The following is a 22,698-nucleotide window of genomic DNA, read 5'->3' on the forward strand; positions in this document are numbered from 1 at the left end:
AGAATGCCCCAAAGACGGCCCCAATGAATGTCCGTGTCGGCGTCACCGGGACAGGCGGCGAAGTATCCCCCCCAGCCGCTCCACAAGCTCCATGCCGTCGCCCAGGGTGGTGGACCGTCCAAGCGACAGCCGGATGGTTCCCTCAGCAAAGGTCCGGTCAACGCCCATGGCCGCCAGCACCGGGGAGATCGAAGTGTCCGCGCCGTGGCAGGCCGCCCCGGCCCCGCAGCCGATGTCCTCGGTCACGCATTCCGACAGGATGTCCACGGCCCGAAATCCCGCAAAGCCGAGAAACGTGGTGTTGGGCAGCCTGGACGCGCCCTCCCCGTGAAGCATGGCGTCGTATCCAAGCCCGAGGAGCCCGGCCTCCACGGCGTCGCGAATCTGCTCCTGCCGGGCCGCCTCGCGGGCCACGTCTTCGGCGGCCATGGCGCAGGCCTCGCCGAGGCCCGCGATCAAGGCCACGTTTTCCGTGCCCGAACGCAGCCCCCCCTCCTGGCCGCCGCCCAGAAGAAGCGGCGGGAGCTCCATGCCTTTTCGCACGTAGAGCGCGCCCACCCCTTTCGGGGCGTAGAGCTTGTGTCCGGCGATGGTCAGAAAGTCCGCGCCAAGCGCGTCCACGTTCACCGGGATCTTGCCCACGGCCTGGGAGGCGTCCACATGCATGCCCGCGCCTGCGGCATGGGCCAGGGCCGCGATATCGGCCACGGGCTGGATGACCCCGGTTTCGTTGTTGGCCAGCATGACGCTGACAAGCCGCGTCTGGGGCAGGATGCGGTCGGCGGCGTCGGACGGGGAGACCACGCCGTCCGGCCTGGCCGGGATGACGCTGACCGTGACGCCTGCGGCCGAAAGGGCCCGGGCCGGGGCCAGGACCGAGGGATGCTCCACGGCCGAGACCGCCAGGTGTCCGGATCGGTCCGGGAAATGGCCGAAGAGCACGGTGTTGTTGCTCTCCGTGGCGCAGCCGGTGAAGACGATCTCCTCAGGCGCCGCGCCGATCAGGGCCGCGACGCGGGCGCGGGCCGCGTCCACGGCCTTTTTGGCCTGAAGGCCCCAGATATGGGCGCTGCCGGGGTTGCCGAAATGGCTCTCGAACAAGGGCCGCATGGTCGCAAAGACCCGGGGGGCCACGGGAGTGGTGGCGTTGTGATCAAAATACAGCGGTCGCATGAAGGCTCCTTTACAGGCGGAAGAAAAATACATAAGAAGGACAAATGCGTTTTTGGGGCGGCAACCGCCCGGAGCGCATTACCCTAATGGAACACGACCCGTTTCGCCAGACCGCAACCTTCCCTGTGCGCCCCAGGTTTTTCCAAACGCCCGGTGTCCGGACGCGCCGTTGCGCCGTCGCGGCCCTACCCCCATGCTGACCCTCATCATCGCCGTGACTTTCGCCGTGCTGGTGTCCGCCTTTTGCTCGCTCAGCGAGGCCATGCTCTATTCCGTGCCCTGGAGCTTCATCGAAAAGCTGCGCAAGGACGGAAAAAAGGCCGGGGAGCACCTGTACTATCTGCGTTCCAACGTGGAAAAGCCCATCACCGCCATCCTGACCCTCAATACCGTGGCCAACACGGCCGGGGCCGCCGTGGCCGGGGCAGCAGCAGCCGCCGTGTTCGAACCGGAACAGGTATGGATATTCACCGCCGGGTTCACCCTTTTGATCCTGGCCCTGGGGGAGATCATCCCCAAGACCGTCGGCGTGGCCTATCATCGGCGACTGGCCCTGTATCTGGCCGTGCCCATCCAGGTCATGATCGTGGCCCTGACGCCGCTGATCTGGGTGGGCGGGATCATGGCCCGCATGGTGCGCCCCAAGCGCAAGGGGCCGGTGTCCACCGAGGAGGATCTGCGGGCCGTGGTCAGCTTGACCCGCAAGGAAGGGGTGATTAAGCCTTACGAAGAGTTGTCCATCAAAAACATCCTGTCGCTGGACGACAAGACCGTCAGCGACATCATGACCCCGCGCACCGTGGTCTTTTCTCTGTCCGCCACCATGACCACCGGCATGGCCAAGGGGACGTTCTGGCCCCACAGCCGCATCCCGGTCCACGACGCGGACGACCCGGAAGACATGGTGGGCATCGTCTACCGCCGACAGGTGTTGGAGGCCCTGGCCAACGACCAGGACGACCTGACCATGGCCCAGCTCATGAAGCCGGTGCGGTTCGTGCTCGAAACCATGACCCTGGACCGGCTTCTGGTGAAGTTTTTGGAGTCGCGGACCCATCTTTTCGTGGTGCTCGACGAATACGGCGGCGTCAGCGGCGTGGTCAGCCTGGAAGACGTGCTGGAAGAGATTTTGGGCAAGGAAATCGTTGACGAGACCGATCAGGTGACTGATATGAGGGAATTGGCCCGGACGCGGCGCAGCCAGTTGCTCACGCAGATGTCCGTGCCGGGCGATCCCGACGAACCTCCACGCGAACCGTGAGGGCGACCATGAAAAAAAACGGCTCCAAAGGCATTTACGCGGCGGCCCTGATCCTTTTTCTGGGGGGGCTGGGATATCTTGTCGTCTCCGGGCTTGGCGAAAACAGCTCCTATTTCCTGAACGTCTCCGAGGCCATGGCCATGGAGCCGGGCAAGCTCCACAAGGTGCGCCTGTTCGGCACCGTGGCCGCCGAGGGCCTGACCTCCCCCCAGGGCGGCCTGGGGGTCACCTTCAGGCTTGAGGACAAGGACAACACCGCCAAGACCCTGTGGGTGGACTACAAGGGCGCGGTGCCCGACACCTTCAAGCCCGGGGCCGAGGTCATCGTGGAAGGCGGTTTCGATTCCGCCTCCGGCGTCTTCGGGGCCAATTCGCTGATGACCAAGTGTCCGTCCAAGTACGAGAAGCAGAACCGGGAGAAGATCGGTTGAGGTTTCGCTTCCGGACAAACGGCGACGAGTGTTGCGTCCCTTAAAAATACTCCAGTATTTTTAAGAAAAAAAGAATTCTTCCAAAGAGTTGTTTTTAATTAATCAGGTACGCCAAGTTCGAGGACGCGACAGGAGTTTCGGCGAGAGGGACGGGGGCGTGTGCGGCGACGGGCCACACGCCCCGTTTTTGTAGCCGCCATGCGCCCCCTCAGGTTTTTTGGCCTTTTTTTGATCCAACAAAGGAGCATCCATGCATTTCGTGGCCTATTGGGCCCTTATGGCGTCCCTGCTGGTATCCCTCTTCGCGGCGATCGTGGCCGCCATGAAGACCTGGCGCGGTGAAACCGACGGCGTGCTGTGGTACGAACGCGCCCAGTCGGGAGTTTTCGTTTTGACCACCGTGGCCTCGGCCGTGTTGGTCATCGCCTTGTGGAAAAGGGATTTCTCCTTCCAGTATGTGGCCGAATACTCGGATACGTTTTTGCCGCTTTTTTACACGGTCACCGCCTTCTGGGCCGGGCAGGCCGGGTCGCTTCTGTTTTGGATGCTCACTTTGGGCCTTTTCGGGTCGCTTTTCGCCAACACGGCGGCCTACCGGGCCCTTGCGCCGCAGACCAAACGGCTTTTCTGGCTCTTTTACCTGGGCGTGGAGGCCTTTTTCCTGTTGCTTCTGACCGGCCCGAGCACCCCCTTCATGGAGCTTGTCCCGCCGCCCCATGAGGGCCGGGGCTTAAATCCCCTCCTGCGCAACCCGGGCATGATCTTTCATCCGCCGCTTTTATTCCTGGGCTATGCCGGATTCACCGTGCCCTGCTGTCTGGCCCTGGCCGCATGGCTGTCCGGGGAGAGGATTTCCTGGTTGCGGGCCGGGCGCAACTACATCCTGCTGGCCTGGATCTTTCTGACCTCGGGCATCGTCCTGGGCGGCTGGTGGTCATACATGGAGTTGGGCTGGGGCGGTTACTGGGCCTGGGATCCCGTGGAAAACGCCTCGCTGATCCCCTGGCTCATGGGCACGGCCTTCATCCACACCGCCGTGGTGCAGCGCCGCCGGGGGGCGCTTTTAAAAACCAACGTCCTGCTCGTCAGTCTGACGTTTCTGTCCAGCATCTTCGCCACCTATCTGGTGCGCAGCGGCGTGGTGGAGTCCCTGCACGCCTTCGGCGAGGGCGGCGTGTCCCGGCCCCTTCTGGTCTTCATTCTCTTCGGCCTGGCCCTGACCGTGGCCGCCTTGCGCCTGGGCGGCGACCCGGAGCGCGAAGCCCGGCCCCTGCCGGGCCTGGTGAGCCTGCCCGGGGCGCTGGTGGTCCTGGCCTGGCTTTTTACGGCCCTGTCCCTGGTGGTCATCCTGGGCACCATGTGGCCGGTCATCAGCACCCTGTGGAGCGCCAAGTCCGTGGGTCTGGACGCCGGATTCTACAACCGGGCCTGCAACCCCTTGTTCGCGGCGGTGGCCCTTTTGCTGATCGTCTGTCCCTGGCTGTCCTGGAAGGATGGGGTGCGCGACCGTGGCGCGGCCGTGGGCCTGGGGGCGTTTTCCCTGGCCGTGGGCGTGGCCCTGTACGTTTCGGGCATGACCCATCCCGTGGCCCTGGCCGCGGCCGTGGGGGCCATCGGGGCCCTGGCCGGGATCGGGCTCCTTTTTGTGCGCGACCGGGCTGCGCGCAGCGCCAAGGGCGGGCTGTGCGGCTATCTGGTCCATGCCGGGACGGCGCTGTTGTTTCTGGGCGTGGCCGTGTCCGGACCCTACCAGAGCTCCAAGGAGGCCATCCTGGCCCCGGGGGCGGACATGAAGGTGGGCGGCTACCGCTTGGTCTACCAGGACATGACCATCACCGAGGGCGAGGCCGTAAGCGTGGCCCGGGCCGTGATCGCCGTGGAGAAGGACGGTCGCCCGGTGTCCGAACTGACGCCTGAGCGGCGTATCTATCGCGGCTTCGAGCAGCCCTTTGCCGAGGTGTCCACGGTCTTTTCTCTGGGCGACGAACTCTACGCCGTGCTTTTGAGCTTCACCGAGCAAAAATCCATCAGCGTGAAAATCAGCGTCAATCCCCTGGTCAACTGGATATGGATCGGCGGGGCCATCATGTGTCTGGCCGGATTCGTGGGCCTTACGCGCTTCCGGTCGCGTCCGGGCGGCGGGGACGGGGAGGCCTAGGCGGTCCATGGCCATGCCTGCGTCCATACCCGGGCCGACGGTGCTTGTGCGGCTTGGCAAGGTGGGCAAGTTTTACGGGGAGCGCCCGGTCCTGCGCGGCGTCGAGGCCGAGGTCCGGGCCGCCGAGGTGCTGCTGGTGGTGGGGAAAAACGGCGCAGGCAAGTCCACGCTCCTGCGCATCATGGCCGGGCTGGCCCGGCCCGAACCGGGGCAGGTGGAGCACTTTGCCGAGCCGGGACAGGCGGCCTTTTTGGGGCATCGCCCCTTTGTCTATCCCAAGCTCACGGCCGAGGCCAACCTGGCCTTCTGGTCCCGGATGCATGGCCGAAACCTGGACCGGCAGGCGCGGGTGGCCCTTCTTGCGCGGGTGGGGCTGGCGGATTTCGCCGACGAACCGGCCGGGGTGTTCTCCCGGGGCATGACCCAGCGGCTGGATCTGGCCCGGGTGTTCGCCCAGAACCCCAGACTTTTGTTTTTGGACGAACCGGCCTCGGGCCTGGATGCGGCCTCGGCGGCGCTGCTTCGCCGGGAGATCGCGGCGTTGCGGTCGGCCGGGGCCGGGGTGGTCATGGTCAGCCATGACGTGGCCGGGGATCTGCCCCTGGCCGACCGGGTGCTGCATCTGGCCGGGACACGGGCGGTTTTTTGCGGTCCTGCCCGGGACTTCGACGCCGGGGCGTTTTGCGCGGAGGGGGCATGCTGAGCCGGGCGGCGGCCGTGGCCGCCAAGGATCTGCGGCTGTCCTTGGCCGGGGCCCAGGGACCGGCCCAGACCGTGCTTTTGGGGCTCATCCTGATCTTTATTTTCAGCCTGTCGCGCGATCCCGGGGAGCTTTTTCCGCCGCTTTCGGCCGCAGCCGTGTTCTGGCTGGCCACGGCCTTCGGGCAGGTGTTGGTGTTCAACACCCTGTATTCCCTGGAGGAAGGGGGCTGCCGGGACGGGCTTTTGCTGTCGCCCGCGCCGGTTCAGGCCGTGTGGCTGGGCAAGGCGGCGGCCGGGATGGCGCTTCTTCTCAGTTGCCAGGCGGTGTTCGCCCCGGCGGTGGTGGCCTTTTTGGGGCAGCGCCCGGCCGGATCGCTTGTGTCGGGGCTTGTGTTCATCCTGGCCGCCGACTGGGGGATCGTCGCCCTGGGGTCGCTTCTGGGGGCCATCTCCGCCGGTCGCGGGGCCCGGGAATCGCTTTTGACCGTGGTGCTTTTCCCGCTGCTCACGCCGCTTCTTCTGGCCGCCATCCGGCTTACCGAGGGGGTGCTCTCGGGCGAGCCCGCCGACACGGGGCTGTGGCTGGGCATGGTTCTGGCCTTCGACGCGGTGTTCACGGCGGCGGCCCTGGCCCTTTTCCCGTCGCTGTACAGCGGCGAGGACTAGGGCGGCGATTGTTTTTCCGCCGTTTTCGCGGTACTCACAACAGCTTGTTGCATGGCCCGAGAGCAGCCGCCAATCAAACCCCGGATCACCCATGACCATCTTAAGCCTCGCCACCATCCTGGCCTTTGCGGCCGCCCAGTACCTCATCTGGTTCTACGCCCCGGTGGAGGCCAGCATGGGCGTGGTCCAAAAAATTTTCTACATGCACATGCCCATGGCCGGGTGGTCCATGGTCGCCTTCGCCGTGGTGTTCGTGGCCTCGGTCCTCTACCTTTTGCGCCGCGACCCCAAATGGGACCGGCTGGCCGGGGCCTGCGCCGAGTTGGGCGTGGTGTTGAGCGGACTGGCCCTTCTGACCGGCATGATGTGGGCCCGGCCCATCTGGAACGTCTGGTGGACCTGGGATCCCCGGCTCACCACCACGCTGGTCATGTGGTTCGTCTACGCCGCCTACCTGGTCCTGCGGGCCTCGGACATGGGCCCTGGGCGTAGGCGGCTGGTGTGCGCCGTGCTCGGGGTGGCGGCCTTTTTGGACGTTCCCCTGGTGTTCGTGTCCGCCCGGTATTGGCGCAGCATCCATCCGGCGGTGCTGGGAGCCCAGGGCGGCGGGCTGGAACCCGAAATGCTGGCGACGCTTCTGGCCGGGGTCGTGGCCTTCGGGCTGTTGTCCGTGACCCTGGTGCGCCTGCGTCTGTCCCTCTCGGACGCCGAGGCCGAAATGGCCGCCAAAACCCTTGATAGCATGGCCTGAGGCCAACCCGACTATGGAAAAAGAAACCTATCTGTTTGTGGCCAACGCCCTGGTGTGGATCGGGGTCGGCGGTTACCTGCTGTATCTGTCCCGGGTCCAGGCCCGGCTGCAAAAACGCCTCAAACGTCTGGAGATCATGCGTGACGACAATCCCTGACAATACCGCGCAGGACGACGGCAAAAACGCCCTGATCGGCCGCAGCGTGGCCGCCCTGATGGGGCTGGCCCTGGTGGCCATGTTCGTGTCCTCGTTTCTGTACCGGGCCGAGAATCCCTCCCGGGTGGTGCGCACGGATACGCCCGCCATGCCCCAGGGCATGGGCGGCATGGCCGACAGCGGCCCCATGAAGGAAATCATGGAGCTCATGCAGCGCCAAAAAGAAGAGCCGGACAATCCGGCCGTGCAACTGGAACTGGCCGAGCGGTTCATGATGATGGGGGCCTACGACCGGGCCCTGATCTTTCTGGACAAGGCCGCAGGACTTGATCCGGACAATCCGCAGATTTTAAACGACAAGGGCATCGCCCTGTACAACACCGGCAAGGCCGAAGAGGCCAAGGCCGCCTTCGAGGCCATCCTGGCCAAAAACGAAGCGGACTTCCGGGCCCGGTTCAATCTGGGGCTCTTGTACAAGTATGCCCTGGGGGACATGGACAAGGCCGCCGAGCAGTTGCGGGCGGTCATGGACTCCCCGGCGGCCGACGAGCGGACCAAGTCCCAGGCCAAAAGCGAGTTGGAAAGCCCGCCCGAGGCCGGGGACAAACCGGCCAAGTAGCGCGGCGCGGCCGGTCGCCGGGCGCTTTGGCATTGCTTTTTGTGACGTTTTGGTGAATTCATGGCGGCACGGGGAGCCCGCCCGGATGGCCCCATCTCCCCGGGAAAATGCCTGTTTCCGCCCCTGCGGGGGCTAACGACGCCAAACCCATTTTCGCAAGGAGGAAGACATGCTCGGCAAAGGTCTGAAATTTTTGGGAACCGCCTGCCTGATGGGGCTGTTGCTGGCCGCCGTCCCGGCTCTGGCCGACGACGTGATCAAGATTGCCGTGCCCTCTCCCTACACCGGCAGCGCCGCCGGATTCGGCGAGAACGTCAAGGCCGGCGTGACGCTCAAGGTGGAAGAGATCAACGCCGCAGGCGGCATAGGCGGCAAGAAAGTCGAGGCCGTGTACCTGGACGAGCAGTGCGAGCCGCGCGAGGCGGCCACCGTGTCCACCAAGATCGCCAACGACAAGGCCATCGTGGGCATCGTCGGGCACCTGTGCTCCTCGGCCCATCTGGCCGCCCTGCCCACCTACGTGCGCGAGGGCATCGCAGCCATCTCCCCCACGGCCACCAGCGTCACCATCACCGACAAGAACAAGGACGCCAAGGGCAATGTCTGGTCCTTCCGCAACGTCTACCGCGACGACTTCCAGGGCAAGTTTCTGGCCCAGTACGTGCAAAAGGTCATGGGCCTGAAGAAAATCGCCGTGTTCTATGAGAACAACGACTACGGCATCGGCCTCAAGGACGCCTTTGTGAAAGAGGCCAAGACCCTCGGCCTGACCATCGTGGGCGAAGAGGCCTACATGAAGGGCGCCCAGGACTTCAACCCGCAGTTGACCAAGATGAAGGGCGGCGCCCCCGAGGCCCTTTTTATCGCCGGATACTATCCCGAAGGCGCGCTCATCGTGGACCAGGCCAAAAAGATCGGCCTGGACGTGCCCAAGTTCGGGGCCGACGGCTTCGACAACGCCGACTATATCAAGCTGGCCGGCGACGCCGCCGACGGCCTGTACCTGACCGCTCCCTTTCTGGCCGAAACCGCCGGTCCCGACGCCAAAAAGTTCATCGAGACCTTCAAGACCCGCTTCGGCCGCGACGTGGACTGGATGAGCGCCAACGCCTACGACGCCACCGGGATGCTGGCCGACGCCATCGCCAAGGTCGGCGCCGACCGGGCCAAGATCCGCGACTACCTGGCCGGAATCAATACCGCCGACAAGGGCTACAAGGGCATCACCGGCGTCAACTACTTCGACCAAAACGGCGACTGCTTAAAGCCCGCCTATGTCAAGACGGTCAAGGGCAACGCCTTCGTCCCGGCCCCCAAGCAGATGGACTAGGGCAGCGCACACGCACGCGAACACGAAACAGGCTGGACATCCTCCAGCCTGTTTCGTTACAAGCCGGGCCCCGTTGCGGGCCCGGACACCGGCTGGGAACATCATTCACAATGGCCGCCTCGACAGGGGCGGCGAACGCGGCGGGAGTCGGCCTTGCTCGAACAACAACTGGTCAACGGACTCACCCTGGGGCTCATCTACGCGCTGATCGCCGTGGGCTACACCATGGTCTACGGCGTCATCGAACTCATCAACTTCGCCCATGGCGAGGTGTACATGTTCGGCGCGTTTTTGTGCATGACCTTTCTCACCGTGTTCGGGGCGCCGCTGGTCGTGGCCGTTCTTTTGTCCATGGCCTGTTGCGCGCTCATGGGCGTGCTCCTGGACGTGGTGGCCTACCGGCCGCTTCGCAACGCCCCCCGGCTGGCGGCCTTGATCACCGCCATCGGCATGTCCATCTTTCTCCAGAACCTGGCCATGATCATCTGGGGCAGCCGTCCCCTGCCCTTCGTCAAGGAGGCCCTGCCCGCCTTTTTCAAGGTGACGGCCCTGTCGTTTGGCGACGTGAACATCTCCTGGATGCAGATGACCATCTATATCGTGGCCGTTTCGCTCATGATCCTTCTCAATTTGATCATCACCAAGACCAGGACCGGCACGGCCATGCGGGCCCTGGCCCAGAACCGGGTGTGCGCCTCGCTGATGGGCATAAACGTCAACCGGGTCATCGCCTTCACCTTCGCCCTGGGCTCGGGGCTTGGGGCCATGGCCGGAATCATGGTCTCCATGTTCTACAACACCATGTACCCCACCATGGGCTACAACGCCGGGGTCAAGGCCTTCGCCGCAGCGGTTCTGGGCGGCATCGGCTCCGTGCCCGGGGCCATGTTCGGCGGGGTGGTGTTGGGCATCGCCGAGACGCTGGGGGCCGGATACGTGTCCTCCCCCTACCGCGACGGCGTGGCCTACGCCATCATGATCCTGGTCATTATTTTGCGACCCTCCGGCCTTTTGGGACGGGCCGTCACGGAAAAGGCCTGATCCGGCCCGGCCGGACCATTCCGACACCCTTTCACCCCGGTTTCCACCTATGCGCGGCGTCACGGCACTCCTTGGACCATTGAAATACCTGCTTCTGGCGGCGGCCCTGGCCTATCCCCTGACCCCGGTCAGCGACGTCTACGTGCTGCACGTCATCGTCCTGGTCATGGTCTACGGGGTTCTGGCCATGGGACTTAACATCCTGCCCGGCTTCTGCGGCCTTTTGGACCTGGGGTACGTGGGCTTTTACGGCATCGGGGCCTATACCGCCGGGCTTTTGACCCTCAACTACGACCTGTCGTTCTGGGTCATCGTGCCCCTGGCCGTGCTCAACGGAGCCCTGTGGGGCATCATTTTGGGGGCGCCCACCCTGCGGCTGGTGGGGGACTATTTCGCCATCGTGACCTTCGGGTTCTCGGAACTGGTGGTCCTTTTCCTGACCAACGAGATCTGGCTGACGCGCGGCCCCCTAGGGCTGCCGGGCATCGCCCCGGTGTCGCTCGACCTGTCCTGGCTCTCAAAGCTTCTCAATCCCGAGTGGGACTGGCGGTATGTCTTTTCCGGCGAGGAGCCGTATTATTACCTGGGCATGGTCATGGTGTTCGCGGTCTACGTGGTCCTTCGCCGGGTGGAGGACTCGCGCCTGGGACGGGCCTGGCTGGCCATCCGCGAAGACCCTATGGCCGCCGCCTCCACCGGGGTGAACCTTTTCGCCTACAAGGTCATCGCCTTCGCCGTGTCCACGGGCATCGGGGCCCTGGCCGGATGCTTCTACGCCCGCTGGACGCTTTTTCTGTCCCCGGACATGTTCAAGTTCTGGGAATCCTTCCTGGTCCTGTGCATGGTGGTCCTGGGCGGCCTGGGCAACATACGCGGGGCGCTCATCGGCGCGGTGGTGCTGATTTCCCTGGGCGAGGTGCTGCGGGTGGCCCTGCCCAGTCTCGGCCTTCCGGCCGAGACCCGCTTTCTGGTATACGGGCTGATCATGGTCCTTATCATGCGTTTCCGGCCGGGCGGCTTTTTCACCGCCGTGGCCGAAAGCACCCTGACGAGCCCCCTCATCATGGACCTGCGCCGCACCCTTGCGGCGCGCAAGACCGGATAACGCATTATGGAAGCGATTTTGCGGGTGGACGGCGTCAGCAAGAAGTTCGGGGGGCTCATGGCCCTAAGCGACGTCAGTTTCGATGTGGCCCGGGGCCGGATCCTGGGGCTTATCGGCCCAAACGGGGCCGGAAAGACCACCATGTTCAATTGCGTGGCCGGGCTGTACAAACCCACGGAAGGGGCCATCGTGTTTCGGCCCGACGGCAGGGACAATCCCGTGCAGGGGCTCAAGCCCGAAAAGATGACCGCCCTGGGCGTGGCCCGCACCTTTCAGAACATCCGGCTCTTTTTGTCGCTGACGGTTCTGGACAACGTGCGCATCGGCCGCCACTGCCGCACCTCCTCCAATTTTTTCGGAGCGGTCCTGCGCACACGAGCCCAGCGCGCCGAGGAGAGGCGGATCATCGACGACGCCATGGGCTGGCTCGACTTCGTGGGGCTGGGGGCGTTCGCCCTGCAATCCGCCTCAAGCCTGTCCTACGGCGACCAGCGCCGCCTGGAGATCGCCCGGGCCCTGGCCACGGACCCCAAGCTCCTCTTGCTCGACGAACCGGCCGCAGGCATGAACCCCAAGGAAACCGAATCCCTGGTGGACCTCATTTACGCCATCCTGAAAAAAGACGTGACCGTGGTCCTTATCGAGCACGACATGAAGCTGGTCATGCGCATCTGCGAACATCTGGTGGTCCTGGACCACGGGGTCAAGATCGCCGAGGGGACGCCCGCCGCCATCCGGGAAAACCCCGAGGTCATCGAGGCCTATCTCGGAAAGGGCGCCGCCCATGCTTGAGCTTCGTGACATCCATACCTACTACGGCAACATCCATGCCTTAAAAGGCGTCAGCCTGCGCGTGGAGAAAGGCGAGATTGTGTGCCTGATCGGGGCCAACGGCGCAGGCAAGACCACCACGCTCATGAGCATAAGCGGCGTCACCCCGCCAAGGCAGGGGACCGTGACCTTTCTGGACGAGGACGTCACCCGCTTCACCACGGAAAAAATCGTGGCCCGGGGCATCACCCAGGTTCCCGAGGGGCGTATGATCTTTCCCCGCCTGACCGTGCGCGAGAATCTGCTCATGGGGGCCTATCTGCGCAAGGACAAGGACGGCATAAAGGCAGGTGAGGAGAGGGCTTACGAGCTTTTCCCGGTCTTGCGGGAGCGGCGCTCCCAGATGGGCGGCACCCTGTCCGGAGGGGAGCAGCAGATGCTTGCCATCGGCCGCGCGCTCATGGCACAACCCGCCTTGCTGCTTCTCGACGAACCTTCCCTGGGGCTTGCCCCCATGGTCGTGGAGAACATTTTCGAGATCATTCAACAGATCAACGCCGAGGGCGTCACGGTCATGCTCGTGGAGCAAAACGCCCAGATGGCCCTGCAGATCTCCCACCGGGGCTACGTCCTGGAGACGGGAACGGTCATCCTGGAAGGGCCTTCGGCCGATCTTCTGGCCGACCCCAAGGTGCGGCTGGCCTATCTCGGCCTGGATTGAGCGACAAAAAACGGCCGGAACATCTTCTGGAGCGAAAGGACGGAGTTATGGAAAAGGTTTACGGCCGGGGACTGACTTTCGATGATGTCTTGCTTCTGCCCGACTATTCCGAGGTGACGCCGGACCAGGTGGACGTCAGTTCCTGGCTCACCCCGGACATCAAGCTGAACATTCCGCTTTTGAGCGCGGCCATGGACACGGTCACCGAGTCGCGCATGGCCATCTCCCTGGCCCGCTGCGGCGGGGTGGGGGTGGTCCACAAGAACATGTCCGTGGAGCGCCAGCGGCTTGAAGTGGAGAAGGTCAAGAAGTCCGAATCCGGCATGATCATCTCCCCCATCACCGTGCCCCCGGAAATGACCGTGGAGCAGGCCCTTTTGGTCATGTCCGAATACAGCATCTCCGGGCTGCCCGTGGTGGACGGGGACCGGCTGGTGGGCATCGTCACCAACCGCGACGTGCGTTTCGTCAAGGACTCGGTGACCAAGGTCAAGGACGTGATGACCAAGGAGAACCTGGTCACCGTGCCCGTGGGCACCACCCTGGAAGAGGCCAAGCACCATCTGCACCAAAACCGCATCGAGAAGCTGTTGGTGGTGGACGCCGACAACACCCTGCGCGGGCTGATCACCATCAAGGACATCGAAAAGATTCGCAAATATCCCAATTCCTGCAAGGACGACCTGGGACGGCTGCGGGTGGGCGCGGCCGTGGGCGTGGGCGCGGACAGAAACGAGCGGGTCCAGGCCTTGCTCGATGCCGGGGTGGATTTCATCGTGCTGGATTCGGCCCATGGCCACAGCAAAAATATTTTGGACTCCATTGCGGCGCTCAAGTCCGATTTCCCGGCCAGCCGCCTGGTGGCGGGCAACGTGGGCACCTACGAGGGGGCCCTGGCGCTCATCAAGGCCGGAGCGGACGCGGTGAAGGTGGGCATCGGCCCGGGCTCCATCTGCACCACGCGCATCGTGGCCGGCGTGGGCGTGCCCCAGGTCACGGCCATCATGGAGGCCGTGCGGGCCTGCCGGGAACACGGCAAGTGCTGCATCGCCGACGGCGGGGTGAAGTTTTCCGGAGACATCGTCAAGGCCATGGCCTCCGGGGCGGACACGGTGATGATGGGCAGCCTGTTCGCCGGTACCGAGGAAAGCCCGGGCGAGACCATCCTCTACCAGGGCCGCACCTACAAGATCTATCGCGGCATGGGCTCCATCGACGCCATGCGTGAAGGCAGTTCCGACCGCTATTTCCAGGAGAAATCCAAGAAGCTCGTTCCCGAGGGCATTGTAGGCCGGGTGCCCTTCAAGGGGCCGGTGACCGAGAGCATCTATCAGCTCGTGGGCGGGCTCAAGTCCGGCATGGGGTATTGCGGCTGCAAGGACATCGTCGAGCTTCAGAACAAGGCCCGCTTCGTGCGCATCTCGGCGGCGGGACTTCGGGAAAGCCACGTCCACGACGTGATCATCACCAAGGAAGCCCCCAATTACCGGGTGGACACCTATTAATCCGGGTCCGGCCCGGCCGGCTCCGACAACCGCACCACGCAAAGCGCCAGACACGCCATGACCCATTCGGACACCGTCGTCATTCTGGATTTCGGCTCCCAGTTCACCCAGCTCATCGCCCGCCGGGTGCGCGAGGCCGGGGTCTATTCGGAAATTCATCCCTGCACCACGCCCGTGGACAAGCTGCGGGAACTGGCCCCCCGGGCGCTGATCCTCTCCGGCGGCCCGTCGAGCGTCATCGAGCCCGGCGCGCCCAGCCTGGACATGGGGGTCTTCGACCTGGACCTGCCGATCCTGGGCATCTGTTACGGAATGCAGCTTTTGTCCCACCTGTTGCCCGGAGGCCGGGTGGCGTCCTCCACGGATCGCGAATACGGCCGTTCGGAATTCACCGTGACCGGGGCCTCGCCGCTCTTCGACGGCCTGCCCATGGACCGGGCGCTGACCGTGTGGATGTCCCACGGCGACCGGGTCAAGTCGCCGCCCGAGGGCTTTTCGGTCATTGGCTCCACGCCCTCGGTGGATGTCGCGGCCATGGCCGACCCGGCCCGGCGCATCTACGCCTTGCAGTTCCATCCCGAGGTGGCCCACACCGAGGACGGCACGCTGATTCTGCACAATTTTCTGTTCAAGATCGCCGGACTGACCCCCGGCTGGTCCATGTCCTCCTTCGTGGCCAGCCAGGACGCCGCGCTTCGGGAGCAGATCGGCGACAAACACGTGGTCTGCGCCCTGTCCGGCGGGGTGGACTCCACGGTCGTGGCGGTCATGCTGCATCGGGCCATCGGCAAGCAGCTGCACTGCATTTTTGTGGACAACGGGCTTATGCGCCTGAACGAGGGCGAGGAGGTCGTGGCCTACCTGCGCGAGCACTTCGATTTGAACCTCATCCACGTCAAGGCCGCAGACCTTTTTCTGTCGCTTCTGGCCGGGGTCACGGACCCCGAGGAAAAGCGCAAGATCATCGGCCGCACGTTCATCGAGGTCTTCGAGCGCGAGGCCAACAAACTGCCGGGCGTGGAGTTTCTGGCCCAGGGCACGCTGTACCCCGACGTCATCGAGTCCGTGTCGTTTCGGGGCCCCTCGGCGGTCATCAAAAGCCACCACAACGTGGGCGGGCTGCCGGACATCATGAAGCTGTCCCTGGTCGAGCCCTTGCGGGAGCTTTTCAAGGACGAGGTGCGCAAGGTGGCGGTGGAGCTCGGGCTGCCGGACTTCATCATCTGGCGGCATCCCTTCCCGGGGCCGGGCCTGGCCATCCGGATCATCGGCGAGGTCACCCCCGAACGCCTGGACATCCTGCGCCGGGCGGACAAGATCGTGCAGGCCGAGCTTCTGGCCGCGGACTGGTACCGCAAGGTGTGGCAGGGATTCGCGGTGCTTTTGCCGCTTAAGACCGTGGGCGTCATGGGCGACGACCGCACCTATGAAAGCGTGTGCGCCGTGCGGGTGGTGGACAGCATCGACGCCATGACCGCCGACTGGTCCCGGGTGCCCACCGAGATCCTGGCCACCATCTCGAATCGGATCATCAACGAGGTCAAGGGCATCAACCGGGTGGTTCTGGACATCTCCTCCAAGCCGCCAAGCACCATCGAGTGGGAATAGACCGGACGCGAGAGCGCCCAAAACGGGAAAACATATGTTCGGCATCGGCACAACGGAACTTCTGGTCATACTGGTGGTGGCGCTTATCGTCATCGGCCCAAGCAAACTGCCTGACGTGATGCGGACCATCGGCAAGGGCCTGGCGGAATTTCGCCGGGTGAGCACCGATGTGAAAAGCACGCTGGAGGCCGAGGTGCAGCGGGCCGAGGACACCAAGCGCAAGGAAGAGGCCAAAAAGGAACTTTTTCCGGAAAATGAGGCGGCGGCGCCCGAGACGGCCGCAAAGGCGGCCAATGCGGACACGCCAGCCGAGACACCCGCCGCACCGCCCGCTGCGGACAAGCAGACGGCCTGATCGGCCGTCGCCAGGGGAGCCAGGGACATGACCGAACGCACGGCCCGCATTGATCGAAAGACCGCCGAGACCGAGGTGGCCGTCTCCCTGCGCCTGGACGGTCAGGGCCGGACCCGGTGCGACACGGGGTTCGCCTTTGCCGATCACATGCTGACCCTTCTCGGGTTCTGGGCCGGATTCGACCTGGAGGTGACCTGCCGGGGCGACCATGAGGTTGACGCCCACCACAGTCTGGAGGACGTTGGCCTGGCCCTGGGGCAGGCCCTGCTTGCCGCCGCCGGGGACCGGACGGGCATTGAGCGGGTGGGATACGCCCGGGTGCCCATGGACGAGGCCCTGGCCGAGGTCACCGTGGACCTTTCGGGCCGTCCGTATTTGGTCTATCTTGAAAACACCCTGCCCGCCGTGGTGGCGGGTGAGGAAAAAGACGTGTGGCGGGAATTTTTCAAGTCCCTGGCCGTCTGCGCCAAAATGAACCTTCACGTGTGCTTCGTGTACGGCCAAAACGGCCATCACCAACTCGAAGCCGCTTTCAAGGCGCTGGGACTGTCCCTGCGCCGGGCTTTGGCCGCCGGGAGAACCGGCGTGCCCAGCACCAAAGGGAGCCTTGACCGATGAACACCATGCTGCTCAAACGCCTGCTTGTGGTCGCCGCCGTGGCGCTTCTGGTTTTTTCCCTGGGGTGCAAACGCAAGGCCCCGCAAAGCGCGGCGCCCATGGAGGCCAAGATCGCCGTGGCCCCGTTCGCCAATCCCAGGGCCGACTTCGAGCTCCTGGCCGGGTTTTTGCCCGAGGACGCCCCGGCGGTGAGCGAGGGGGTTCCCGGCAAACTCGACGAGGTGTTCACCGGGGTTTTGGCCTCGGGGAGCAAGGCCCGGGTCGCCGGACCCTCCAGGGTGGCCGGTTGCCTGAAGACCGAACCCCGCGAGGGGGAGGGCGGCCGTCTCGGCACCCTGCGTTATTGGCAGAACATCGGCCGCTGCGCCGGGGTTGACTTTGTGGTCGTGCCCCAGGTTCTGGCCTGGCGGGAGCGCGACGGGTCGGCCATGGGCGCCACCGTCTCGGCCGCCGTGGTCATCAATTTCTACCTGCTCGACGTCAAGACCGGCGGGGTGGTCAAGTTCTTCCACTTCGACGAGGAACAGCTCTCCCTGACCGACAACCTGTTTGAAGCCGGGAAGTTTTTCGAACGCAAGGGGCGGTGGCTGACGGCCTACGAATTGTCCGCCGAAGGGATGCGGGCCGCCGTGGCGGAGTTCGGGTTGTGATCGTCTATCCGGCCATCGACCTCAAAGACGGCCGTTGCGTGCGCCTGCGTCAGGGCCGCGAAGACGAGGTGACCGTTTTTTCCGAGGATCCCGAGGCCATGGCCCACCATTGGGCGGAACTCGGGGCCAGGTGGCTGCATGTGGTGGATCTGGACGGGGCCTTCTCCGGCATCCCCCAAAATGCGCCGCTTATCGGACGCATCTGCCATAGCCTGGACATTCCGGTCCAGCTCGGGGGCGGCATCCGCGATCTTTCGGTGGCCGAGGCCTACCTGGACGCCGGGGTGAAGCGCATCCTCATCGGCACCATGGCCATCACCGACCCGGACGGCTTCGGGGAGATCGTGGCGGCCCTTCCCGGCCGGGTGGGGGTGTCCCTGGACGCCGATGACGGCCGCCTCAAGATCCGGGGCTGGGTGGACGATACGGGCCTTGCCGTGGAAGACGTGCTGCCGCGTCTGGAAGACCAGGGGGTGGCCTTTTTGGTCTATACCGACATCAGCCGCGACGGCATGCAGACCGGGGTGAACATCCCGGCTCTTACGCGCCTGCTGTCCCTGACGAGGCTCCCGGTCATCGCCGCCGGCGGGGTGGCCGCCATGGACGATGTCAGGGCCCTGGCTCCCCTGGCCGCCAAGGGGCTGGACGGGGTCATCAGCGGCCGGGCCATCTACGCGGGGACGCTGGATTTCAAGGCCGCCGTCGCCTTTGCGGAAAATCTCTAGGGCAGAGCCCGTCGGCCGACGTTCGCGTCGGCCTGCGAGGCATGTTTGAAAATGAGAATCACCTTCCCGTCTCCGGCCGTCCTGCGGGGAGGGCAACCGGGCGGCCGTCGGCCGCGCGTATCGCGAGGAGCACGCCCATGCCCAGCATCGAAGTCAAGGGAATGTCCTGCAACCACTGCGTGATGAACGTGACCAAAACCCTGTCCGCCATGCCGGGGATCAAAAACGTGGCCGTGGACCTGGCCACAGGGCTGGCCACCTTCGACGCCGCCGCGCTCGACCCCAAGGCCGTGCGCGAGGCCATCGCCAAAATCGGCTTCGAGCCGGGCGAGGTGAAATAGCCGGGCCATGTCCGACGCCTATTGGAAGACCGCAGGCCGGGTTCCGTCCACCCTGGATGTGGACCCGGCCTTTGCCGCATTGATCGGGCCGGGCGACGCCCTCCTGGACATGGGGTGCGGAGACGGCCGTACCCTGGCTGAGATGGCCGAAAGGGCGAAATGCGGACCGGGGGTCGGGGGAAGGGATTCCGGGCCGCTGTGGGCCGGTGTGGACGTCAATTCGCCAAGCCTTGCGGCGGGGCAGGGGAGGGGCCTGCCGGGCACGGCCTTCGTGCGGGGGGAGCTGGCCCGCCTGCCGTTTGCGGACAAGAGCTTCGATTACGGGATTATGCACGCGGTCTTGACCACGTTGGACACGCCGACCGTGCGCCGCATGGTTCTGGCCGAGGCGGCCCGTGTGCTTCGCTGCGGGATGACAATTTCGGATTTTTTGCTGACCCCCGAAATTCCTTTGTACCGGGAACGATATGAGCGGGGTTTCGGGGAGACCGGGGAGTGGGGAACCTTCCGGGTCATGGAAGGGGAGCGATATCTGTACACCGCTCACCACTATACCATTGAAGAGATTGAAGAACTCATGCGAGAAGCAGGTTTTTGCCGCACCCGGCTGCGCCAGGTTCAGTCGCAGACACGCTCCGGAAACCGGATCAACGGGGTCGTGGGACAGGTTTTTTTGCGCTGATGCGTCATTTTTTTCACATCTCCCTTCCGGGATAATGCCCAATGAATAGGATGTGTTCCAGCAGGGAAAACCTTCCCTGGAGGGGCATGGTGACCAGAAAGGGTGAAAAATGCCCGCCTGATCCCTTCCCTTTCATCCCTGCCTCGCTTATATTTTCCGGCCCGGTGCGGATTTTTCCCCCCATTCCGGGGAGGGGCTTGACAGAGGCTCAGGAATCACCTAAATGCCTCCGTCTTTGTCATTAAAAGTTACGGAGAAGGTTATGCCCACGATCAACCAGCTCATCCGCAAGGAGCGCGCCAAGGTCGCCAAGCGCCGGAAAACCCCGGCCCTGCAGGCGTGCCCCCAGCGTCGGGGGGTGTGCACCCGCGTGTACACCACCACACCCAAGAAGCCCAACTCGGCCTTGCGCAAAGTGGCCCGCGTCCGGCTCACCAACGGTATCGAGGTCACCTCGTACATCCCCGGCGAAGGCCATAATCTCCAGGAGCACTCCGTGGTCATGATCCGGGGCGGCCGCGTCAAGGACATTCCCGGCGTGCGCTACCATATCATCCGCGGCACCCTGGATACGGCCGGTGTCGGTGACCGTCGTCAGAGTCGGTCCAAGTACGGCGCCAAGCGCCCCAAATAAGAACGGCCCAAAGAAGACCGATAGGACAAGGAGTGATGGCGTATGCCTCGTAAAGGCCCCGTCCCCAAGAGATCCGTGCTGCCCGATCCCAAATACGGCAGCCAACTGATCACGAAGTTCATTAATCGTCTGATGCATGACGGCGAAAAAAGCATCGCCGAGGGACTTTTCTATCGGGCCGTCGACGTCCTGGCCGAAAAGGCCGGCGAAGACCCCCTGAAGGCGTTTGAAAAGGCCCTGGGCAACGTCCGTCCGCACATGGAAGTCAAGCCCCGCCGGGTTGGCGGCGCGACCTACCAGGTTCCCATGGAGGTTCGCCCCGAGCGTCAGGTCACCCTGGCCATCCGGTGGGTCATCAATTATGCCCGCTCGCGCGGCGAGAAAGGCATGGCCGACAAACTGTCCGGGGAACTCCTGGATGCCTATAACAATCGCGGCGGGGCGGTGAAGAAGCGCGAAGACACTCACCGTATGGCCGAGGCCAACAAGGCCTTCGCCCATTACCGCTGGTAGCGGAGATTTTTGTGTCCAAGCCCGTACCCATTGAGCGGCAACGCAACATAGGCATCATGGCCCACATTGATGCTGGGAAGACCACGACCACGGAGAGAATTCTCTTCTACACCGGCGTGTCCCACAAGATTGGGGAAGTCCATGACGGCCAGGCCACCATGGACTGGATGGTTCAAGAGCAGGAGCGCGGCATCACCATCACCTCCGCCGCCACCACCTGCTATTGGCGTGACCATCGCATCAACATCATCGACACCCCCGGGCACGTCGACTTCACCATTGAGGTGGAGCGTTCCCTCCGGGTTCTCGACGGGGCCGTGGCCGTCTTCGACGCCGTGGCCGGGGTCGAGCCCCAGACCGAGACCGTGTGGCGGCAGGCCGAACGCTACAACGTGCCGCGCATGAGTTTCGTCAACAAGATGGACCGCGTCGGCGCCGACTTCTTCCGTTGCGTGGACATGATCCGTGACCGCCTGGGCGCCAAGCCCGTGCCCTTGCAGATTCCCATCGGCTCCGAGGAGAATTTCCTGGGAGTGGTGGATCTTATCCGCGGCAGGGCGATCTATTTCGACGACAGCACCAAGGGGCGCGAATTCGTCGAGAAAGACATTCCTCCCGAGATGCAGGAGCGGTACGACGAATTGCGGCTGTCCATGCTGGAGGCCGTTGCCGAGGAAGATGACAGTCTGCTGGAAAAATATCTCGGCGGCGAGGAAATCTCCCCCGAAGTCCTGGTGACGGCCATTCGCAAAGCCACCATCGGACTGTCCATTTGCCCGGTCTTGTGCGGTTCGGCCTTTAAGAACAAGGGCGTGCAGCCCCTGCTCGACGCGGTTGTCGATTATCTGCCGTCCCCGTTGGACATCCCCCCGGTCGTCGGCACTGATCCCGATTATCCGGATCGGCAGATCGAATGTCCCTGCGATGTGAAGAAACCGCTGGCCGCCCTGGCTTTCAAGCTCATGTCCGACCCCTTTGTGGGCCACCTGACCTTCTTGCGCCTGTACTCCGGCCGCATCGAATCGGGCATGACCGTGGTCAACGCCAATACCGGCAAGAAAGAGCGTGTCGGGCGGCTGCTCAAGATGCACGCCAACAAGCGCGAGGACATCAAGGAAGCGGAAGCTGGCGACATCGTGGCCGCCGTGGGCATGAAGATCACCAGCACCGGCGACACCCTGTGCGAGCAGGGCAAGGGCGTGAAGCTCGAATCCCTGACCATCCCTGAGCCGGTCATTGAAGTGGCTATCGAGCCCAAGACCAAGGCTGACCGCGACGCCCTGTCCCAGGCCCTGGCCAAGCTGGCCAAGGAAGATCCGTCTTTCCGGGTCAAGGGCGACGAGGAATCCGGGCAGACGCTGATCGCGGGCATGGGCGAGCTGCACCTGGAAATCATCGTGGACCGGCTCATGCGCGAATTCGGGGTCAACGCCAACGTGGGTCAGCCTCAGGTGGCCTACCGCGAGACCATCACCAAGTCCGTCAAACATGAGAACCGCTACGTCAAGCAGACCGGCGGCCGGGGCCAGTACGGCCACGTGGTCATCAATATCGGACCCAAGGAAGATGGCGGGTATGAGTTCGTCAACTCCATCGTGGGCGGCGTCATCCCCAAGGAATACATCCCGGCCGTGGACAAGGGCATGCAAAACGCCATGAAGTCCGGCGTGCTGGCCGGGTTCCCGGTGGTGGACATCCGGGCCGAACTGACCTTCGGCTCCTATCACGAAGTGGATTCTTCCGAGCAGGCCTTCTATATCTGCGCCTCTCAGGCCTTCAAGGAAGCCGTGCAAAAGGCCGGGCCGATCCTCCTCGAACCGATCATGATGGTCGAGGTGGTCACCCCCGACGAGTACCTGGGCGAGGTCATGGGCGACTTGAACGGTCGGCGCGGCCGGGTCTCCAAGCTCGACGCGCGTCCCGGGGCCCAGATCATCAGCGCCCACGTGCCCCTGTCCCAGATGTTCGGGTACGCCACGGATCTGCGTTCGCGCACCCAGGGCCGGGCCACGTTCAGCATGCAGTTCGACCACTATGAAAAGGTTCCCGCCAGCTTGGCCGAGGAACTGGTGAAAAAGAAATAAGACGCCCTAGGCGAGACAACCGACCACACGACAAAAAAAGCGCAGGGGGAAACCATGGGCAAGGCGAAATTCGAACGCAACAAGCCGCATGTCAACA

Annotated in this window: 25 protein-coding genes; 24 read left to right on the plus strand and 1 reads right to left on the minus strand. The window is 64.2% G+C overall.

The annotated features are described in order from the left end of the window. Window positions 1-42 precede the first annotated feature (42 nt). Window positions 43-1,173 carry a cysteine desulfurase family protein gene (locus V3572_RS17420; RefSeq protein WP_332112302.1) on the minus strand — a complete coding sequence of 377 codons (1,131 nt, stop codon included), beginning with the start codon at window positions 1,171-1,173 and terminating at the stop codon, window positions 43-45. 193 nt (window positions 1,174-1,366) lie between these two features. On the opposite strand from V3572_RS17420, the gene V3572_RS17425 reads away from it, so the two are divergent. From V3572_RS17425 to fusA, 24 genes are all read left to right on the plus strand, one after another. After that, the gene (locus V3572_RS17425) at window positions 1,367-2,434 is read left to right on the plus strand and encodes a hemolysin family protein (RefSeq protein WP_332112303.1); all 1,068 of its coding nucleotides are present in this window, start codon (window positions 1,367-1,369) and stop codon (window positions 2,432-2,434) included. An 8-nt stretch (window positions 2,435-2,442) separates the two neighbouring features. Beyond that, window positions 2,443-2,865 carry a cytochrome c maturation protein CcmE gene (locus V3572_RS17430; RefSeq protein ID WP_332112304.1) on the plus strand — a complete coding sequence of 141 codons (423 nt, stop codon included), beginning with the start codon at window positions 2,443-2,445 and terminating at the stop codon, window positions 2,863-2,865. Window positions 2,866-3,115: 250 nt separating this feature from the next. Further along, window positions 3,116-5,023 carry a heme lyase CcmF/NrfE family subunit gene (locus tag V3572_RS17435; protein WP_332112305.1) on the plus strand — a complete coding sequence of 636 codons (1,908 nt, stop codon included), beginning with the start codon at window positions 3,116-3,118 and terminating at the stop codon, window positions 5,021-5,023. Window positions 5,024-5,030: 7 nt separating this feature from the next. Next, window positions 5,031-5,726, plus strand: coding sequence for an ABC transporter ATP-binding protein (locus tag V3572_RS17440; RefSeq protein WP_332112306.1), 696 nt, complete (start codon window positions 5,031-5,033; stop codon window positions 5,724-5,726). Beyond that, window positions 5,720-6,391 carry a heme exporter protein CcmB gene (locus V3572_RS17445; RefSeq protein ID WP_332112307.1) on the plus strand — a complete coding sequence of 224 codons (672 nt, stop codon included), beginning with the start codon at window positions 5,720-5,722 and terminating at the stop codon, window positions 6,389-6,391. Before V3572_RS17440 ends, V3572_RS17445 begins: the two co-directional genes overlap by 7 nt. 91 nt (window positions 6,392-6,482) lie before the next feature. Beyond that, window positions 6,483-7,142 carry a cytochrome c biogenesis protein gene (locus V3572_RS17450; RefSeq protein ID WP_332112308.1) on the plus strand — a complete coding sequence of 220 codons (660 nt, stop codon included), beginning with the start codon at window positions 6,483-6,485 and terminating at the stop codon, window positions 7,140-7,142. Window positions 7,143-7,155: 13 nt separating this feature from the next. Further along, complete coding sequence (locus V3572_RS17455; protein WP_332112309.1) at window positions 7,156-7,299, plus strand: CcmD family protein; 144 nt, start codon at window positions 7,156-7,158, stop codon at window positions 7,297-7,299. Continuing rightward, on the plus strand, window positions 7,283-7,918 hold the full coding sequence (locus V3572_RS17460; protein WP_332112310.1) for a tetratricopeptide repeat protein: 636 nt from the start codon (window positions 7,283-7,285) through the stop codon (window positions 7,916-7,918). The genes V3572_RS17455 and V3572_RS17460 overlap by 17 nt, the downstream gene beginning before the upstream one ends. Before the next feature lie 169 nt (window positions 7,919-8,087). Beyond that, window positions 8,088-9,248 (plus strand): ABC transporter substrate-binding protein, encoded by a 1,161-nt coding sequence (locus tag V3572_RS17465; RefSeq protein WP_332112311.1) that lies wholly within the window; start codon window positions 8,088-8,090, stop codon window positions 9,246-9,248. Window positions 9,249-9,401: 153 nt separating this feature from the next. After that, complete coding sequence (locus tag V3572_RS17470) at window positions 9,402-10,289, plus strand: branched-chain amino acid ABC transporter permease (protein ID WP_332112312.1); 888 nt, start codon at window positions 9,402-9,404, stop codon at window positions 10,287-10,289. Between the two features lie 49 nt (window positions 10,290-10,338). After that, window positions 10,339-11,394 (plus strand): branched-chain amino acid ABC transporter permease, encoded by a 1,056-nt coding sequence (locus V3572_RS17475; RefSeq protein ID WP_332112313.1) that lies wholly within the window; start codon window positions 10,339-10,341, stop codon window positions 11,392-11,394. A 6-nt stretch (window positions 11,395-11,400) separates the two neighbouring features. Beyond that, window positions 11,401-12,186: an ABC transporter ATP-binding protein gene (locus V3572_RS17480; RefSeq protein ID WP_332112314.1), complete on the plus strand. Its 786-nt coding sequence runs from the start codon at window positions 11,401-11,403 to the stop codon at window positions 12,184-12,186. Beyond that, window positions 12,179-12,886 carry an ABC transporter ATP-binding protein gene (locus V3572_RS17485; protein WP_332112315.1) on the plus strand — a complete coding sequence of 236 codons (708 nt, stop codon included), beginning with the start codon at window positions 12,179-12,181 and terminating at the stop codon, window positions 12,884-12,886. Before V3572_RS17480 ends, V3572_RS17485 begins: the two co-directional genes overlap by 8 nt. 47 nt (window positions 12,887-12,933) lie before the next feature. Further along, the gene (gene guaB, locus V3572_RS17490) at window positions 12,934-14,391 is read left to right on the plus strand and encodes an IMP dehydrogenase (RefSeq protein ID WP_332112316.1); all 1,458 of its coding nucleotides are present in this window, start codon (window positions 12,934-12,936) and stop codon (window positions 14,389-14,391) included. 57 nt (window positions 14,392-14,448) lie between these two features. Further along, window positions 14,449-15,999 carry a glutamine-hydrolyzing GMP synthase gene (gene guaA / locus V3572_RS17495; RefSeq protein ID WP_332112317.1) on the plus strand — a complete coding sequence of 517 codons (1,551 nt, stop codon included), beginning with the start codon at window positions 14,449-14,451 and terminating at the stop codon, window positions 15,997-15,999. Window positions 16,000-16,033: 34 nt separating this feature from the next. Then, entirely contained in the window at window positions 16,034-16,354 is a 321-nt protein-coding gene (tatB, locus tag V3572_RS17500; protein WP_332112318.1) for a Sec-independent protein translocase protein TatB, read from the plus strand. Between the two features lie 27 nt (window positions 16,355-16,381). Next, the gene (gene hisB, locus V3572_RS17505) at window positions 16,382-16,972 is read left to right on the plus strand and encodes an imidazoleglycerol-phosphate dehydratase HisB (RefSeq protein WP_332112319.1); all 591 of its coding nucleotides are present in this window, start codon (window positions 16,382-16,384) and stop codon (window positions 16,970-16,972) included. Then, the gene (locus V3572_RS17510) at window positions 16,969-17,622 is read left to right on the plus strand and encodes a hypothetical protein (protein ID WP_332112320.1); all 654 of its coding nucleotides are present in this window, start codon (window positions 16,969-16,971) and stop codon (window positions 17,620-17,622) included. The genes hisB and V3572_RS17510 overlap by 4 nt, the downstream gene beginning before the upstream one ends. Beyond that, a complete protein-coding gene (gene hisA / locus V3572_RS17515) occupies window positions 17,619-18,347 on the plus strand; it encodes a 1-(5-phosphoribosyl)-5-[(5-phosphoribosylamino)methylideneamino]imidazole-4-carboxamide isomerase (RefSeq protein WP_332112321.1) in 729 nt (242 codons plus the stop codon). Before V3572_RS17510 ends, hisA begins: the two co-directional genes overlap by 4 nt. Window positions 18,348-18,484: 137 nt before the next feature. Next, window positions 18,485-18,688, plus strand: a complete 204-nt coding sequence (locus V3572_RS17520) for a heavy-metal-associated domain-containing protein (RefSeq protein WP_332112322.1) — start codon at window positions 18,485-18,487, stop codon at window positions 18,686-18,688. 7 nt (window positions 18,689-18,695) lie between these two features. Continuing rightward, window positions 18,696-19,370: a class I SAM-dependent methyltransferase gene (locus tag V3572_RS17525; RefSeq protein WP_332112323.1), complete on the plus strand. Its 675-nt coding sequence runs from the start codon at window positions 18,696-18,698 to the stop codon at window positions 19,368-19,370. Window positions 19,371-19,632: 262 nt separating this feature from the next. After that, the gene (gene rpsL, locus V3572_RS17530; RefSeq protein WP_332112324.1) at window positions 19,633-20,004 is read left to right on the plus strand and encodes a 30S ribosomal protein S12; all 372 of its coding nucleotides are present in this window, start codon (window positions 19,633-19,635) and stop codon (window positions 20,002-20,004) included. Window positions 20,005-20,046: 42 nt separating this feature from the next. Continuing rightward, complete coding sequence (rpsG, locus tag V3572_RS17535) at window positions 20,047-20,517, plus strand: 30S ribosomal protein S7 (RefSeq protein ID WP_332112325.1); 471 nt, start codon at window positions 20,047-20,049, stop codon at window positions 20,515-20,517. 11 nt (window positions 20,518-20,528) lie between these two features. Further along, on the plus strand, window positions 20,529-22,601 hold the full coding sequence (gene fusA, locus V3572_RS17540) for an elongation factor G (RefSeq protein ID WP_332112326.1): 2,073 nt from the start codon (window positions 20,529-20,531) through the stop codon (window positions 22,599-22,601). Window positions 22,602-22,698 lie beyond the last annotated feature (97 nt).

Origin of the sequence: Desulfolutivibrio sp., from assembly GCF_036584575.1 — a bacterium.
GTDB lineage: Bacteria > Desulfobacterota > Desulfovibrionia > Desulfovibrionales > Desulfovibrionaceae > Desulfolutivibrio.